This window comes from Pseudonocardia sp. (genome assembly GCF_050246655.1).
Classification (GTDB): domain Bacteria; phylum Actinomycetota; class Actinomycetes; order Mycobacteriales; family Pseudonocardiaceae; genus Pseudonocardia.
Map to the genome: position 1 here is coordinate 13,568 of NZ_JBFWVQ010000080.1, position 14,660 is coordinate 28,227.

General features: G+C 75.0%; 11 protein-coding genes. 4 read left to right on the forward strand and 7 right to left on the reverse strand.

Annotation, left to right across the window (positions count from 1 at the left end; all coding sequences use genetic code 11):
* Positions 1 to 657 carry a pyridoxamine 5'-phosphate oxidase family protein gene (locus AB7J25_RS21740; RefSeq protein ID WP_428511514.1) on the reverse strand — a complete coding sequence of 219 codons (657 nt, stop codon included), beginning with the start codon at positions 655 to 657 and terminating at the stop codon, positions 1 to 3.
* Between the two features lie 67 nt (positions 658 to 724).
* Here AB7J25_RS21740 and AB7J25_RS21745 point away from each other — a divergent pair, with 67 nt between their 5' ends.
* A complete protein-coding gene (locus AB7J25_RS21745; RefSeq protein ID WP_428511516.1) occupies positions 725 to 2,131 on the forward strand; it encodes a PLP-dependent aminotransferase family protein in 1,407 nt (468 codons plus the stop codon).
* 56 nt (positions 2,132 to 2,187) lie between these two features.
* Here AB7J25_RS21745 and AB7J25_RS21750 read toward each other — a convergent pair whose 3' ends face one another.
* Positions 2,188 to 3,645, reverse strand: a complete 1,458-nt coding sequence (locus AB7J25_RS21750; RefSeq protein ID WP_428511518.1) for a PLP-dependent aminotransferase family protein — start codon at positions 3,643 to 3,645, stop codon at positions 2,188 to 2,190.
* A gap of 68 nt (positions 3,646 to 3,713) precedes the next feature.
* Here AB7J25_RS21750 and AB7J25_RS21755 point away from each other — a divergent pair, with 68 nt between their 5' ends.
* Positions 3,714 to 4,610, forward strand: coding sequence for a DMT family transporter (locus tag AB7J25_RS21755; RefSeq protein WP_428511520.1), 897 nt, complete (start codon positions 3,714 to 3,716; stop codon positions 4,608 to 4,610).
* Between the two features lie 24 nt (positions 4,611 to 4,634).
* Here AB7J25_RS21755 and pruA read toward each other — a convergent pair whose 3' ends face one another.
* Positions 4,635 to 6,260, reverse strand: a complete 1,626-nt coding sequence (gene pruA / locus AB7J25_RS21760; RefSeq protein ID WP_428511522.1) for an L-glutamate gamma-semialdehyde dehydrogenase — start codon at positions 6,258 to 6,260, stop codon at positions 4,635 to 4,637.
* A gap of 61 nt (positions 6,261 to 6,321) precedes the next feature.
* On the opposite strand from pruA, the gene AB7J25_RS21765 reads away from it, so the two are divergent.
* On the forward strand, positions 6,322 to 7,221 hold the full coding sequence (locus AB7J25_RS21765) for a proline dehydrogenase family protein (protein ID WP_428511524.1): 900 nt from the start codon (positions 6,322 to 6,324) through the stop codon (positions 7,219 to 7,221).
* A gap of 23 nt (positions 7,222 to 7,244) precedes the next feature.
* Here the strand turns inward: AB7J25_RS21765 and AB7J25_RS21770 are convergent, their stop codons facing one another.
* Together AB7J25_RS21770 and AB7J25_RS21775 are read right to left on the reverse strand one after the other, a co-directional pair.
* Positions 7,245 to 7,955 carry a DUF4386 domain-containing protein gene (locus AB7J25_RS21770; protein ID WP_428511526.1) on the reverse strand — a complete coding sequence of 237 codons (711 nt, stop codon included), beginning with the start codon at positions 7,953 to 7,955 and terminating at the stop codon, positions 7,245 to 7,247.
* Positions 7,952 to 8,296: a hypothetical protein gene (locus tag AB7J25_RS21775; RefSeq protein WP_428511528.1), complete on the reverse strand. Its 345-nt coding sequence runs from the start codon at positions 8,294 to 8,296 to the stop codon at positions 7,952 to 7,954. Before AB7J25_RS21775 ends, AB7J25_RS21770 begins: the two co-directional genes overlap by 4 nt.
* Positions 8,297 to 8,383: 87 nt before the next feature.
* Here AB7J25_RS21775 and AB7J25_RS21780 point away from each other — a divergent pair, with 87 nt between their 5' ends.
* On the forward strand, positions 8,384 to 11,188 hold the full coding sequence (locus AB7J25_RS21780; protein WP_428511530.1) for an AfsR/SARP family transcriptional regulator: 2,805 nt from the start codon (positions 8,384 to 8,386) through the stop codon (positions 11,186 to 11,188).
* Positions 11,189 to 11,209: 21 nt separating this feature from the next.
* Here the strand turns inward: AB7J25_RS21780 and AB7J25_RS21785 are convergent, their stop codons facing one another.
* Positions 11,210 to 12,376 carry a cobalamin-independent methionine synthase II family protein gene (locus tag AB7J25_RS21785; protein ID WP_428511532.1) on the reverse strand — a complete coding sequence of 389 codons (1,167 nt, stop codon included), beginning with the start codon at positions 12,374 to 12,376 and terminating at the stop codon, positions 11,210 to 11,212.
* Between the two features lie 160 nt (positions 12,377 to 12,536).
* Entirely contained in the window at positions 12,537 to 14,657 is a 2,121-nt protein-coding gene (locus AB7J25_RS21790) for a molybdopterin-containing oxidoreductase family protein (RefSeq protein ID WP_428511534.1), read from the reverse strand.
* Positions 14,658 to 14,660 lie beyond the last annotated feature (3 nt).

The window sequence follows — 14,660 nt, forward strand, 5'->3', positions numbered from 1 at the left end:
TTACGCGGGCGCGACGCGCCCCCGGACGTGCGGCGGGGTCGTCGCGGCGGGCTCCAGCGTCGGGCACGGGACCGGCTCGCCGAACACCGTGGTGAGCGGCAGGACACCGGCCCAGCGACCGCCCTGCGTGATGTCGGACTCGTCGTCGCCGGGCGGGCCCGTACGGACCTTGACGCTCGCCTCGGCGAGGTCGAGCGCGAGCACCACGGTGGCGGCCAGCTCGCGCCGGTCCGGGCGCCGGGCGTGCTCCCACGAGCCGGGGGCGAGGTGCTCGACGATCGCCGCCAGCGCCGCGTCGACCTCGCCGAGATCGGTCACGGTCCGGAGGGTGCCGTGGATCACTGCGGACCGGTAGTTCATCGAGTGGTGGAACACCGAACGCGCGTAGACGATCCCGTCCAGGTGGGTCACCGTCGCGCACACCGGGGCGCCCGCTGCCCGGCGCAGCCAGCCGGCGCCGGTGGATCCGTGCAGGTAGAGGGTGTCGTCGAGGCGTCCGTACCCGGTCGGGATGACGACCGGGGCGCCGTCGACCACGAGGCCGACATGGCAGACGAGGCCCGCGTCCAGCACGGTGTACAGGTCGGCGCGGTCCGTGCGGGCCCGCTCGCGCAGGCGGGTCAGCCTCGTGCGGGACGTGGTGGCCAGCGGCGTCATGCTGTCGATCCTGGGTGCCGTAGTGGCATTCTCCAATGGCCATTCGCCGACAATCTTTGGAGGCCACTTGCCACCGATCGTGCTCGACCGTGCGACGGACGTCCCCCTCGCGGTCCAGCTCGCCGACGCGCTGCGGGCCGCCGCCGCGAGCGGGAGCCTGCGGGTCGGCGACCGGCTGCCGTCCACCCGGGTGCTCGCCGCGGACCTCGCCGTGAGCCGGACCGTGACCGCCGCCGCCTACGAGCAGCTGCTCGCGGAGGGCTGGGTGCAGGGGCGGCGGGGCTCGGGGACGTACGTGACGGCGGCACCGCCGGTGGGTGGCGCGGGGCCGGTGGCGCCGGCTCGTGGGTCGGACGAGCGGCGCGTTCGTCCAGCTCAGTGGGACGAACGGGCCACTCGTACAGGGGGAGTCGACCTGCGGGCCGGGACACCGTGCGTCGAGGTCCTGGACCGGGCGGCCTGGCGCCGGGCGTGGCGGGCGGCAGCGGACGCGCCACCGGACGCCGAGCCCGATGCCGTCGGTGTGGCGGCGTTCCGGGCCGCGGTGGTCGAGCACCTGCTGCGCCACCGGGGCATGCCGGCCGACCCGGGCGCCGTGCTCGCGACGTCGGGCAGCACGTCCGCGATCGCCGAGCTGGCGGCGACGCTGCCGCGCGGTGCCCGGGTCGCCGTCGAGGAACCGGGCTACCAGCGGGCCCGGTGGGCGCTGCAGGCCGCGGGCCTGCACGTCCTGCCCGTGCCCCTCGACGGGCGGGGGCTCGACGTGGCCGCGCTCCCGGCCGGGCTCGCCGCGGTCTACTGCACGCCCGCCCACCAGTACCCGCTCGGCGCGCTGCTCCCCGCGGACCGCCGCGTCGCCCTCGTCGAGCGCGCCCGCGCCGACGGGTTCCTCGTGATCGAGGACGACTACGACGGCGAGCTGCGCTTCGACGTCGCCCCGCTGCCGCTGCTCGCCTCCCTCGGCCCCGACGTCGTGGTGCACCTCGGCACCGTGAGCAAGATCCTCACGCCGACGCTCGGCGCGGGGTGGATCGTCGCCGCGCCCGCCGTCCGTGCGGCGCTGCTGCGGCACCGGGAGCGGACGGGGCAACGACCCTCCCGGGCGGGCCAGCGGGTCTTCGCCGCGCTCGCCGCCCACGGCGACCTGGCCCGCCACCTGCGGCGCCTGCGCACCGAGCTGGGTGCGCGGCGGGCGGCGGTCGTGTCGGCGCTGGGCGCCGACGGTGTCCCGCTGCGCGGTGACCGGGCCGGCGCACACCTCGTCGTCGGGCTGCCCGGCGCCGCCGAGGAGGTCGCGGTGCTCGCGGCGGCGGCGCGCCGGGGTGTGCTGCTGGACGGCCTCGCGCGCCACTTCGCCGGCGCGCCGACGGCGGCCGGGGTCGTCCTGGGGTACGCGGGGCCGGCTCGCTCGCAGCTGGAACCAGCACTGGCGGGCGTGACGGCCGCGGTCCGGGAGGTGCTCGGGCGACCATGATCCGCGCCTGCGGTGAGGCGCGGTCACGGGTGGCCGGATCGGACCGCAGGCGCGGATCATGGGCCGGTAAGGACGGTCCCGAGACGGCGCGCGGCCTCCCGCAGGCGGTCGGGGGTCGCCGCGGCGTACCCGAGCACGAGGCCCGGGGGCCCCGGCGTGAGCCGGTGATGTGAGAGCGGGTGCACGGCCACCCCGGCCCGGCGGGCCCGCTCGGCGAGGACGGCGTCGACCGGTGGCCCGTCCAGGCCGGCGCGAACGGCCCGTTCGGGCGATAGGTCTTCCCGTTCGGGCCGTTCGCGCGTGAGGAGGGGTGCGGCGGCCACGACCACGTCGTCCGGCAGCGTCACGAGCAGGTGCAGCCCCGCGGCGACCCCGTGCAGCCGGGCCGCCGGGAGGTGGCGCGCCAGCGCGTCGACGAGGGCGTCACGGCGGGTGCGGTGGCGCACGCGAACGAGCCGCAGGTGACGGTCCAGCTCCCCGGTGGTGATCAGCTCGGCCAGGGCGAGCTGAGGGAGGGCGGGCCCGGCGATGTCGGAGCAGTACTTGCGGGCGACGAGCTCGTCGCGCATCGCCGGTGGGGCGAGCAGCCAGCCGATCCGCAGCGCCGGGGCGAGGGTCTTGGAGACGCTGCCGACGTGGACGATCCGATCCGGCGCGAGGGAGTGCAGCGCGGCGACGGGCGCGCGGTCGTAGCGGTGCTCGGCGTCGTAGTCGTCCTCGACGACGACGCCGCCGTCGTTCGCCCAGGCGGCGAGCGCGCGCCGTCGCGGCCCGGCGAGCACGACGCCCGTCGGGAACTGGTGGGCCGGGGTGACGAACACGGCCCCGACTCCGGAGGCGGCGAGCACTGCGACGTCCAGGCCGGAGCCGTCCACCGGGATCGGCACGGGGTCGAGGCCCCAGCTGCGGGTCTGCGCGATCGCGCCGTGCGACCCGGGGTCCTCGACGCCCGCCCGGGCGTGCCCGCGCGCGACCAGCACCTGCGCGACGAGCGCGAGGCCCTGTGCCACGCCGGTGGTGACGATCAGGTCGGCAGGATCGGCCCGGATCCCGCGGGTGCGGGCGAGCCGCCCGGCGAGCGCCTCGCGCAGGACCGGTGACCCGCGCGGATCGCCGTAGCCGAGCTCGCGGGGTGTGAGGCGGTCCAGCACGGCGCGCTCGGCGCGCAGCCACGCGGCGCGGGGGAAGGCCGAGAGATCGGGCAGGCCGGGGGAGAGGTCCAGGTCGACGGGGGCGGGGCCGGGCCGGGCGGGGGTGGCGGTGACGGGCGCGGCGTGCACGACGGTTCCGCCACCGCGGCGCCCGACGCAGAGGCCCTCGTCGACGAGTCGCTGGTAGGCGTCCACGACGACCCCGCGGGAGACGCCCAGCTGGGCGGCCAGCACCCGCGAGGCCGGCAGCCGGGAACCGACGGCGACGCGCCCGTCCGCGACGGCCCCGCGCAGCGTCGCGGCCAGCCACCCGGCCCGGTCGCGGGGTGGGACGTGGGCGGGATCGAGCTCCAGCAGCTCCATCTTGGTCTGATTCTTCGCCGCGCGTTTGGTCCTGGCAGGAGAACCAAGTGTGGCGCATGGTCGAGGCCATGACGAGAGGTGCGCTCCTCGCGATGGCGGGGATGGTCTGCGTGGGCAGCAGCGTGGCGGTGTCGACGGTGCTGGTGGACGCGCCGCTGTTCACCACGCAGGCGCTGCGCTACCTGCTCGCGGCGGCGGTGCTGCTCGCCATGGCCCTGGCCACCGGGCGCCCGCTGCCCAGGCCCCGTGGCGCCGAGTGGGCGTGGCTCGCCGGGATCGCGACGACCGGCCTGATCCTGTTCAACGTCGGCGTCGTGCGCGGAGTCGCGCACGCCGAGCCCGCGGTGATCGGGGTGGCGATCGCCGCCGTCCCGCTCGTCCTGGCGGTGGTGGGCCCGCTCGCGGCGGGTCGGCGTCCGACCCCGGCGGTCGTGTGCGGGGCGCTCGTCGTCTCGGTGGGCGCGGCGCTCGTGCAGGGCGGCGGGCGTACGGACGCGGCGGGGATCGGCTGGGCGTCGCTCGTGCTGGCGACCGAGTGCGCGTTCACGCTGCTCGCGGTGCCGGTGCTGGTCCGGCTGGGTCCGTGGGCGGTGTCGCTGCACGCGGTCTGGATGGGCGCGGTGGGCCTCGCGGTGCTCGGGCTCGTCGTCGAGGGCCGAGGCGCGGCGCTCACCCTCCGCGCGGACGACCTGCTCGCCGCCGCCCACCTCGCCCTGGTCGTGACGGCACTCGCGTTCGTGCTCTGGTACTCCGCGGTCGGCCGGATCGGCGCGGGGCGGGCCGGCCTGTTCACCGGCGTCGTCCCGGTGACGGCGGCGGCGGGCGGCGTCCTGCTCGGCGGGGCCGTGCCGGGGCCGACGGTGTGGGCGGGGGCCGCCGTGGTCGCGCTCGGCGTTGCCCTGGGTCTCGGTGGCGCGCCGACCCCCGTCGAGAACGACGTTGTGCTGATCAACAAGCCCAGTTGATCAGCTTAACGTCGTTCTCGACGGTCAACCCTGGTACGGGTAGCGCACCGACGTCGGCGGCACGAACGTCTCCTTGATCGTCCGCGGGCTCACCCAGCGCAGCAGGTTGAGCATCGAGCCGGCCTTGTCGTTCGTGCCGGACGCGCGCGCCCCGCCGAAGGGCTGCTGCCCGACGACGGCCCCGGTGGGCTTGTCGTTGACGTAGAAGTTGCCGGCGGTGAACCGCAGCCGCTCGGCGGCCTGCGCGATCGCCGTCCGGTCGCGGGCGATCACCGCGCCGGTGAGCGCGTAGGGCGAGCCGCCGTCGATGCCGCGCAGGACGTCGTCCCACGCGGAGTCCTCGTAGACGTGCACGGCGAGCAGCGGGCCGAAGTACTCGGTCGCGAAGATCTCGTGCGTGGGGTCGTCGCCGACCACGAGCGTCGGCCGGACGAACCAGCCCACCGAGTCGTCGGCGGTCCCGCCGGCGAGGACGTGCAGGCGGTCGTCGCGCACGGCCATCCGCTGCGCCGCGGTGACCTTGTCGTAGGCACGACGGTCGATCACCGCACCCAGGAAGTTCGCCGGATCGGCGACGTCGCCCATTGGCAGGGCGTCCACCTCGGCGACGAGGTCGTCGCGCAGCCGCTCCCAGACCGAGCGCGCCACGAACGCCCGCGACGCCGCCGAGCACTTCTGCCCCTGGTACTCGTACGCGCCGCGCACCAGCGCCACCCGCAGCACGTCCACGTCCGCTGAGGGGTGGGCCAGCACGAAGTCCTTGCCGCCGGTCTCGCCGACCAGCCGCGGGTACGTGGCGTAGGAGCCGATGTTCGCCCCGACCCGGTGCCACAGGTGCTGGAACGTCGCGGACGATCCGGTGAAGTGGATCCCGGCGAGCGCCCGGTCCGCGAGCAGCACGTCGGAGATGTCGAAACCGTTGCCGGGCAACAGGTTGATCACGCCCGGCGGCAGGCCGGCCTCCTCCAGCAGCTCCAGCGTGAGGCACGCGGCGAGCGTCTGGGTCGGCGACGGCTTCCAGATGACGGTGTTGCCCATGAGCGCGGGTGCGGTCGGGAGGTTGCCGGCGATCGCGGTGAAGTTGAACGGCGTGATCGCGTAGACGAAGCCCTCCAGCGGACGGTGGTCGAGCCGGTTCCACACGCCGGGGGAGGACTCGGGCTGCTCGGTGAGGATCCGGTGGCCGTACGCGACGTTGAAGCGCCAGAAGTCGATCAGCTCGCAGGCGGAGTCGATCTCGGCCTGGTGGCAGGTCTTGGACTGGCCGAGCATCGTCGCGGCGTTGAGCTTGTCCCGCCAGGGGCCCGCGAGCAGGTCCGCGGCGCGCAGCACGACGGCGGCCCGCTCGTCGAACCCGAGGTCGCGCCAGGCGGGCGCGGCCCGCAGCGCGGCGTCGACGGCGGCCTTGGCCTGCGTCCCGCTCGCGTGGGCGCTCACCCCGAGCACTCTGGCGTGGTCGTGCGGCGCGACCACGTCGAACCGGTCCCCGCCGCCTCGCTGGCGGTGGCCGTCGATCGTGGCGGGCAGCTCGATGGTGCGGGCCGCCTGCGCGGCGACCGCGGCGAACAGCGACTCGCGTTCGGTCGAGCCGGGTGCGTAGTCGCGGACCGGTTCGTTGCGCGGCAGGGGGGTACGGGTGCCGGCGTCCATGTGGGCCTCCTCCCGGGGGCTGCGGTGGTCCCGAGAGTAGGCGCGCCCTACCGTCGGCTGCATGCTCCGGACGGCCCTGCTCGCCGCCTCCCGCTCCCCGCGCGTGCGCGCCCTGGTGGAGCGCGGGCCCACCCGGGCGATCGTCACCCGGTTCGTCGCAGGCACGACCGTGGACGACGTGCTCGCCGTCGTACGCGAGCTGGTCGCGGACCGGCTCGTCACGGTCGACCACCTCGGCGAGAACGTCACGGACCGGGCGGGCGCGCGGGCCACCGTGGGGGAGTACCGGGTGCTGATCGCCCGGCTGCGCGATGCGGGGCTCGCCGACCGGGCGGAGGTCTCGGTGAAGCTCTCCGCGCTCGGGCAGGCCTTGGAGCGGGACGCGCAGGCCGTCACGCTGGAGCACGCCCGGGCGGTCTGCGCCGCGGCAGCGGCGGCGGGCACGACCGTCACCGTCGACATGGAGGACCACACCACCACCGACGCCACCCTCGCGACGGTCCGCGAGCTGCGCACGGACCACCCCTGGGTGGGCGCGGTCGTCCAGTCCCAGCTGAGGCGGACGCTCGCGGACTGCCGCGACCTCGCCCACCCCGGCTCGCGGGTGCGGCTGTGCAAGGGCGCCTACGACGAGCCTGCGTCCGTCGCGTACCGGGACCCGGACGAGGTGCGTGCCTCCTTCGCCCGCTGCCTGGACGTCCTCGCCGCGGGCGGCGGGCTCCCAATGGTGGCCACCCACGACCCGGCGATGATCGACCTTGCCCGCAGCCGCGAGCCCCGTGAGCTGCAGATGCTCTACGGCGTGCGGCCCCGGGCGCAGCAGGAGCTGGCCGCCGAGGGGGAGCGGGTGCGCGTCTACCTGCCCTATGGCACCGACTGGTACGCCTACTTCATGCGCCGGCTGGCGGAGCGGCCGGCGAACGTGGGGTTCTTCCTGCGGTCGCTGCTCACGCGGGGGTGAACCGCGGGTCGCGGCACGGGTGATCACCGTCCGGGGTGGGCATGGCGCTCGTCGAGCCTCGACGCGCTCGTCCGTGGAACGTGGCGCAGGAGCACGACCGCGAAGGCCACGAGCCAGCCGCTCCACAGGACGTAGCCCACGAAGTTGGCCGCGTCGATGACCGGCAGGTCCAACGGGGAGAGCACGCCGACGAGGACCAGGAATGCCGATCCGCCCCCGAGGACGACGAACCAGCGACCGGCGAACGCCGTACCGAGCGCTGCGAGGACGAGCACCGTCCACGCCGCGGTGAGCACGTAGCCGCCGGTCTCGCCGATCATCGTGCCGAGCACGCGGTTCGCGGTGCCGAACGCCTCGCGGGCGGCGGCGGCCGCGGCCGGATCGTCGCCCGCGGCGGTGGCGGCCCATCCCGGCACCAGCAGCGGCCAGCGCAGCAGGCCCACGACCTGCACTGCCGCGGCCGCGATCCCGACGGGGACCGCCCAGCGCATCGGCCGCGACGACGAGAGCCTGCCGACCCCCACCGCGATGGGAGCGAGCATCGCCGCGCCGAGGGCCAGCGCGAGGAACCACCCGGTCACGGCCGCCCGGGTGGCGCGGAAGGACGCGAGGACGTCGGCCGCGGGGTGCTTGAGGACGTCGGGGTAGTCGAAGACGGTGGCGAGGCCGGTGAAGGCCACGTTGACGAGCACGGCGGCCGTGATCATCAGCGCGGCGGTGGTCCGCGGGGTCATCGCTGGGTTCCTCTCGTGTCGGTGTGCGGGACGGACGCCTGTGCGGCGATGTGCGCGGCGAGCAGGCTGCCGGGGTGATCGGCCAGGTGGTCGCGGGCGAGCAGGAGCGTTCGCTGGCCGTCGCCTGCCAGGTGCGCGGTCGCGATCGCGACGAGCTGGCGGTCGCGCGCGGTGCCCGCGGCCGTGGCCGCACGTTCCAGGAGGGCCCGCCAGGACGGGACCACGAGCGCGGCGGCGACGAGCACGACCGGGTCGTCGCTGGTGGCGGCGCGGTCGACGAGCACATCGATCGCTGCTGCGTCGCCTGCGACGAGGCGCAGGACGAGCCGTTCGGTGTCCACATCCCGAAGCGTCGTCAGCGAGCTGACGACGACCTGACGACGCGCTGACGGCACCGGCGTCGACCCCGCGCGCCTATGCTCTGCCGGATGATCGAGGTCGCGGTCCTTGAGCGCGTCGAGGTCCGCCGCGACGGCGCGGTCATTGCCGTGCCCGGCGGTCTGACCAGCGCGTTGCTGGTGAGGCTCGCGCTCGACGCGGGCCGCCGGGTCCGCGCCGAACGACTCCTCGACGAGCTGTGGTCCGGACCGTCGGCGACCCGGCGCAACACGCTCCAGGCCAAGGTCTCGCAGCTGCGTCGCGCCCTCGGCGACCCGGCGCTGCTGCCCGGTGGCGCCGCGGGCTACACCCTCGCCGTGGCGCCGGGTGCCGTCGACGCGCTGGAGGCGCTGCGGCTGGCCGACGCCGGGTCGGCGCTGCTCGCCGGGGGCGACCCCGCGGCGGCCGCGGCGACCTGCCGGGAGGGCCTCGCACTCTTCGGCGCCGAGGTGCTGCCCGCCGCGGGTGTGGCGAGCTGGGTCGTGCCCCACCGCGGGCGGCTCGAACAGGCTCGCCTGCAGATGGTCGAGGACGAGCTCGCCGCGCGGCTGGCCCTGGGCGCGGCGGGCGAGGTCACCGGCGAGCTGGAGGCGCTCGTCGCGGTTCATCCGCTGCGCGAGCGGCTGTGGTCGATGCTGGTCACCGCCCTGTACCGGGCGGGGCGGCAGTCCGACGCGCTGGCCGCGCACCGCCGGGTGACGGCGCTGCTCGCCGACGAGCTCGGTGTCGATCCCGGTCCGGAGCTCGCGGCCGTCGGGCGGCTGGTGCTCGTCCAGGACCCCGCCCTGGATCCTGCGCCGGGCCGAGGACCGGGCGACGGGGCCCCGTCCCCGTCCGTGCCGGCGCCAGCGCCCGGCAACGTGCCCGCCCCGGCGGCACCGCTGGTCGGCCGGACCGCGGACCTCGAGGCGCTGCGGGCGACCCTCGACGCCCACCGGCTCGTCACGCTCGTGGGCCCGGCCGGCGTCGGCAAGACCCGCCTCGCGATCGAGGCCGCCCAGCTCGGCCCGGCCGGGGACGGGGCGTGGCTGGTGCGCCTGGAAGGCGTCCGCACCGCGGCGGAGCTGCCGGCCGCGCTCGCCGAGGCCGTCCCGGGCGTGCGCGGCGTCGAGGACCTCCGCGGCGCGGAACTCCTGCTCGTCCTGGACAACTGCGAGCACCTCCCGGCTGCGGCCGGGCTCGCCGCGCAGGTGCTCGACACGGCGCCCCGGGTGCGCGTCCTCGCCACGAGCCAGCGCCCGCTCGGCCTCGACACCGAGCATGTCCAGCTTCTCGCCCCGCTGCCGGAGCCCGACGCGGTGGCCCTGTTCGCGCAGCATGCCGCCCGGCGCAGGCCGTCGTTCGCGCTGACCGCGCGGACCGCGCCGGCCGTGGCGTCGCTGTGCCGGGCCCTGGACGGGCTGCCGCTGGCCATCGAGCTCGCGGCGGCCCGCACCCGGATCCTGTCCGTGTCCGAGATCGCCCAGCGCCTCGACGACCGCTTCACCCTGCTCGCCGATCCCACCTCGGCGCGGCCTGCGCGCCTGCGAACCCTCGCCGCGGCGCTGTCCTGGAGCTACGACCTGCTCTTCCCCGACGACCAGCGCGGGCTGTGGGCGATCGCCCAGTTCCCCGGCGGGGCGACGATGTCCGGCATCGAGCACGTCCTCGCCGCGCTGGACGTGCCCGCCGCGTCGGCGCTCGACGTCGTGGAGCGCCTCGTCGACCGGTCCCTCGCCACCGCGGAACCCGGAGCGGGAGCCACGCGCTACCGCCTGCTCGACAGCGTCCGCGCCTTCGCCCTGGACCGGGCCGCCGCGGCGGGAGCGGGTGACGTCGCCGCGGACGCCGTCCTCGACTGGGTCGCCCGCCTCGCCGACACCGTGACCGGCCGGATCCGCGGACCGGGCCAGGGCGCGGCCGTCGCCACCACCGCCGCCGAACGGGCGACCATCGACGTCGCGCTGGCGCGCGCCCGGTCGCACGATCCCGTCACGGGGCTGCGCATCGCGGTCGGCTTCGGGTGGGCCTGGGTCCTGCTCGACGACCCCGGCGCCGCCGCCCGGCTGCGCGCCGCCCGGCTCGCCGCGCCGACGGCACCCTCGGAGCTGACGGTGCGCGCGCTGCTCCTGGAGAGCTGGCACGAGGCGATGTCCGGGGACCTGGTCGCGGCCCGCACCGCCCTCGACACGGCGACCGGCCTGCTCACCGGCGGCGAGCCGCTCGCCGACCTGGCGCGCTGGTACGGCGGCTTCGTCCTGCAGCAGGAGGGGCGTCCGGCCGAGTCCCTGCGCGAGCTGCAGCGCTGCCGCGAGGCGTTCGCGTCCCGGGGCGAGACCTGGGAGGAGGGTGGGAGCGTGTTGCTCTCGGCGTTCGCCCACCTCGCCGTCGGCGACACCGCCGCCGGACGGGCCGCCTGCGAGGAGGCGCTGCGCCTCCTCGTCCCGCTCGGCGACACCTGGGCGCTCCTGCACGCGGAGGGCGCGCTCGGCCGCATCGCGGAGGCCGAGCAGCGCTTCGCCGACGCCGCGGAGCACCACGCACGGGCCGCGCGGTCGGCGGAGAACCACGGCTTCCCCGGGGCCGCGGCCCTGCACCTGACGAACCTCGGCCGGGCCCAGCACGGCGGTCGGGATCCGGCCGCCGCCACCACGTTGCGCGTCGCCGTCGCCGCCGCCGAGCGGGAGGGCGACCTGCGGCTGCTCGCCGTGGCCCGCGTCGCACTGGCCGAGGTCCTGCTCTCGGCGGGCGACCGGGCGGGCGCGCGCGAGCTTCTGGTGCGCGCCGACCGCTGGTACGCGGCCTCCGGGGCGGGTGACGGGGCCGCGCACGCCGCCGGGTTGCTGGCCGCGCTGGACGCTGGGCCTGTGGGGTGAGCGCGAGGGCCGTCAGGGCCGTCAGTGGAAGAGGCGCTCCGAGGCCAGGCGTGCCCCCTGCGAGAGCGCCCGGAACTTCTCCCACGCGACGGTCGGGTGCACCTCCGGCTGGAACGACGCCCGCGAGGAGAACCCGCAGTCCGCGCCCGCGATGACGTTCTCCCGCCCGACGATCCCGGCGTACAGCTCGATCGTGTCCGCGACGAGCTCGGGGTGCTCGACGTAGTTCGTGGCGTGCCCCAGCAGCCCGGGAATGAGGATCTTGCCGTCGGGCAGCGGGATGTCGCGCCAGATCTTCCACTCGTGCTGGTGGCGCGGGTTGGCCACCTCGAACGAGTACGCGCCCGCGTTGATCTTGAGCATGAGCGGGGCGACGTCGCGGAAGTCGATGTCGTGGATGCGCGGGCCGTGGTTGAGCCCGTAGCAGGTGTGCAGCCGGATCCGCTCCTGCGGGATGCCGCGCAGGGCGTGGTTGAGGATCTCGATGTGCAGCTCGGCGTCCCGGCGGCGCTGGTCGGGGGTGGTGGCGGGATTCTCGGAGAGGTACTCGATCAGCCACGGATCGTCGACCTGCAGCAGGAACCCGGCGTCGACGATCCCCAGGTACTCCTCGCGCAGCGCCTCCGCGACCGCCGACAGGTACTCGGCGTGCGTGGCGTAGTACTCGTTGCGCCCGAACCCGGACGGGCTCGTCGACGGAAGGAAGGCCTCCGTCACCGCCGCGGCCGGGACGGCGGCGATCGCGGCGCGCAGGTTCGCGATGTCGGTCTTGAGCTGCTCGTGCCCGGCGTAGGAGACCGGCCCCGTGCACACCATCGTCGTCATCGGAGAGACCTGCTCGGTGTACTTGCCCAGGTAGAGGGCGTAGTACTCGGGGAAGCGGTCGATCTCCACCTGCCAGGAGGGCGGCATCAGCTTCTCGCCGCGGCCGGTGTCGAAGCCCGCCAGCCGGTCCTTGACGTAGGTGAGGAAGCTGACCTTGCTCATCTCGCCGTCGGTGACGACGTCGATGCCGCAGTCGACCTGTGCCGCCACCATCTCGGCCACCGCGCCCGTGATCCGCGCGTCGAGGGCCGCGGCGTCGTAGGGACGGCCGTGCTCGCGCTCGCGCAGCATCTCCAGCAGGTCCCGGGGGCGGCCGAGGCTGCCGACGTGGGTGGTGAGGATGCGGTCGGTGCTGCGCTGCATGGTCCCGGGACGCTAGGTGCGCCCGGGGAGCCGGGACAGGCGCGCGTTCCGCAGCGGCGAACCCGCGCGTCCCGCCGCCGTATTTCGCGCGAACGGCCCGTACGGGAAATAGGTCTTCCCGTACGGGCCGTTCGCTCGGGGGTGGGCGGGGGCTCGCGTCTCAGACGGCCTCGATCTCCACCTTCGTGTCCGAGAACGTCGGCGCGTTGCCGAGATCGGCGAACCGGAACGGGTTCACGGCGTTCACCGTCGCGCCGTCCTTGGTGTTCTTCGGCCACGCCCCCATCGGGCAGACGACGACCCCGCGCGCCACCTCGTCGCTCACCTTCGCGAGGGCGACGAACTGACCGCGGTCGTTGAACACGCGCACGTAACGGCCGTCGACGATCCCGCGCTCGTCGGCGTCCGCCGGGTGGATCGTGACGGCCTGCTCGCCCTGCACGCGCTTCTGCGCGGCCTGGTCACCCGCGCTGGAGTTGAGGTAGGCGTGCGACTTGGGTGAGATGAGGTTGAGCCGGTGCACGGCGTCGGACTTCTCCCGCGGCGGGATGTAGTGCGGCACCGGGTCGATCGGGTCCCCGGGCTGGTGCTCGTTCGAGCCCTGCCGGAACAGCGGCACGACGAAGTTGTTCTCGATCGACGAGCGGAACTCCGTCTTCCCCGACGGCGTCGGGAAGCCGCCGTCGCGGTGGGGCGCGTACTCGTCGCGCGAGGGCAGGTTCAGCCGCGCCCAGCCCGTCTCGCGCAGCGACTCGACGGTGATGCCCGCCATGGCGGGCGCCGACCAGTCGTACGCCTCGGCGACCATCTGCTCGTCGGTGCGGGTGAAGCAGCCCTCGGTGAAGCCCATCCGGGCGGCGAGGCGGCGGAACAGCTCCGTGTTGGGGATCGCCTCGCCGAGCGGCTGCACCGCGGGTGTGTTGAGTGCGACGTAGAAGTGGCCCCAACTCCACATGATGTCGAGCTGTTCGAGCTGCGTCGTCGCCGGCAGCACGATGTCGGCGAAGCGGGCCGTGTCGGTGAGGACGTGGTCGCTCACGACGGTGAACAGGTCCTCCCGGGCCAGCCCGCGGGCGATCTTCTCCTGTTCCGGGCAGACGACCATCGGGTTGGAGTTGTAGACCATCATCGCGGTGATCGGCGGGTCCAGCTCCAGCTCGCCGGTGAGCGCCCGGCCGAGCAGGAACTGGTTGACGATCCGGGTGCCGGGCGTCTGCAGGTCCGGGCGCATGAACGCGCCCCAGTTCACCGGGTGCGCCCACAGCGGGAGCTGCAGCAGCCCCCCGCCCACCTCGCGCCACGCCCCGACGAGCGACGGCAGGCACGCGATGGAGCGGACGGTCTGCCCGCCCCCGGCGTGCCGCTCGATCGCGACGCCGATGCGGATCACCGACGGCTTCGACGTCGCGTACTCGCGGGCGAGCGTGCGGATGTCCTCGGCGGGGATGCCGGTCTCCTCCGCCGCCCACTCCGGGGTGTACTGCTGCACCCTTTGCGCCAGCTCGTCGAAGCCGACGGTGTGGTCGCGGACGTACTCCTCGTCCGTCAGACCCTCGGTGATGATCACGTGCATCATCGCCATGGCCAGGGCACCGTCCGTGCCCGGGCGGATCGGGATGTGCCAATCCGCACGTTTCGCCGTCCGGTGGCGCACCGGGTCGATGACGACGACCTTCGCTCCGCGCCGCTGCGCCTCGGCCACGACCGGCCACAGGTGCAGGTTCGTCGACACCATGTTGCAGGCCCAGATCACGATGTAGCGGGAGTGCACGAGGCTCTCCGGGTCGACGCCGGCGGTGGCGCCGATGGTCATCGTGTAGGCGGTGCAGGAGCCGGAGTCGCAGTACGTGCGCTCGGAGATCGTCGCGCCGAGCTTGTTGAAGAACGGGTCGCCGACGTTGAGCCCGTTGAGCATGCCCTGGGTGCCCAGGTAGCTCACCGGCATGATCGTCTCGGGGCCGTGGGTGTCGATCGCGTCCCGGAAGCGCGTGGTGATCTCGTCGAGTGCTGCCTCCCACGTGGTCCGCTCGAAGCGACCGCTGCCCTTCGGGCCGCTGCGGCGCATCGGGTACAGCAGCCGGTCGGGGCTGTAGACCTTGTCCGGGTAGTTGTTGACCTTGACGCACAGGCCGCCGCGGGTGAACGGATGGTCCGGGTCCCCGCGGACCTCGGTGGCCCTGCCGTTCTCGACGGTGACGAGCATGGCGCAGGTGTCGGGACAGTCGTGCGGGCACGCGGCGCGCACGGTGAGCGGGATCGTGGTGGGTTCCGTGGCGGTCATGCG

Bases quoted from the DNA above. Each gene is read 5' to 3' on its own strand.
- AB7J25_RS21740 (WP_428511514.1), bottom strand. From the start codon at position 657: ATGACGCCGCTGGCCACCACGTCCCGCACGAGGCTGACCCGCCTGCGC.
- AB7J25_RS21750 (WP_428511518.1), bottom strand. From the start codon at position 3,645: ATGGAGCTGCTGGAGCTCGATCCCGCCCACGTCCCACCCCGCGACCGG.
- AB7J25_RS21755 (WP_428511520.1), top strand. From the start codon at position 3,714: ATGACGAGAGGTGCGCTCCTCGCGATGGCGGGGATGGTCTGCGTGGGC.
- pruA (WP_428511522.1), bottom strand. From the start codon at position 6,260: ATGGACGCCGGCACCCGTACCCCCCTGCCGCGCAACGAACCGGTCCGC.
- AB7J25_RS21765 (WP_428511524.1), top strand. From the start codon at position 6,322: ATGCTCCGGACGGCCCTGCTCGCCGCCTCCCGCTCCCCGCGCGTGCGC.
- AB7J25_RS21770 (WP_428511526.1), bottom strand. From the start codon at position 7,955: ATGACCCCGCGGACCACCGCCGCGCTGATGATCACGGCCGCCGTGCTC.
- AB7J25_RS21780 (WP_428511530.1), top strand. From the start codon at position 8,384: ATGATCGAGGTCGCGGTCCTTGAGCGCGTCGAGGTCCGCCGCGACGGC.
- AB7J25_RS21785 (WP_428511532.1), bottom strand. From the start codon at position 12,376: ATGCAGCGCAGCACCGACCGCATCCTCACCACCCACGTCGGCAGCCTC.
- AB7J25_RS21790 (WP_428511534.1), bottom strand. From the start codon at position 14,657: ATGACCGCCACGGAACCCACCACGATCCCGCTCACCGTGCGCGCCGCG.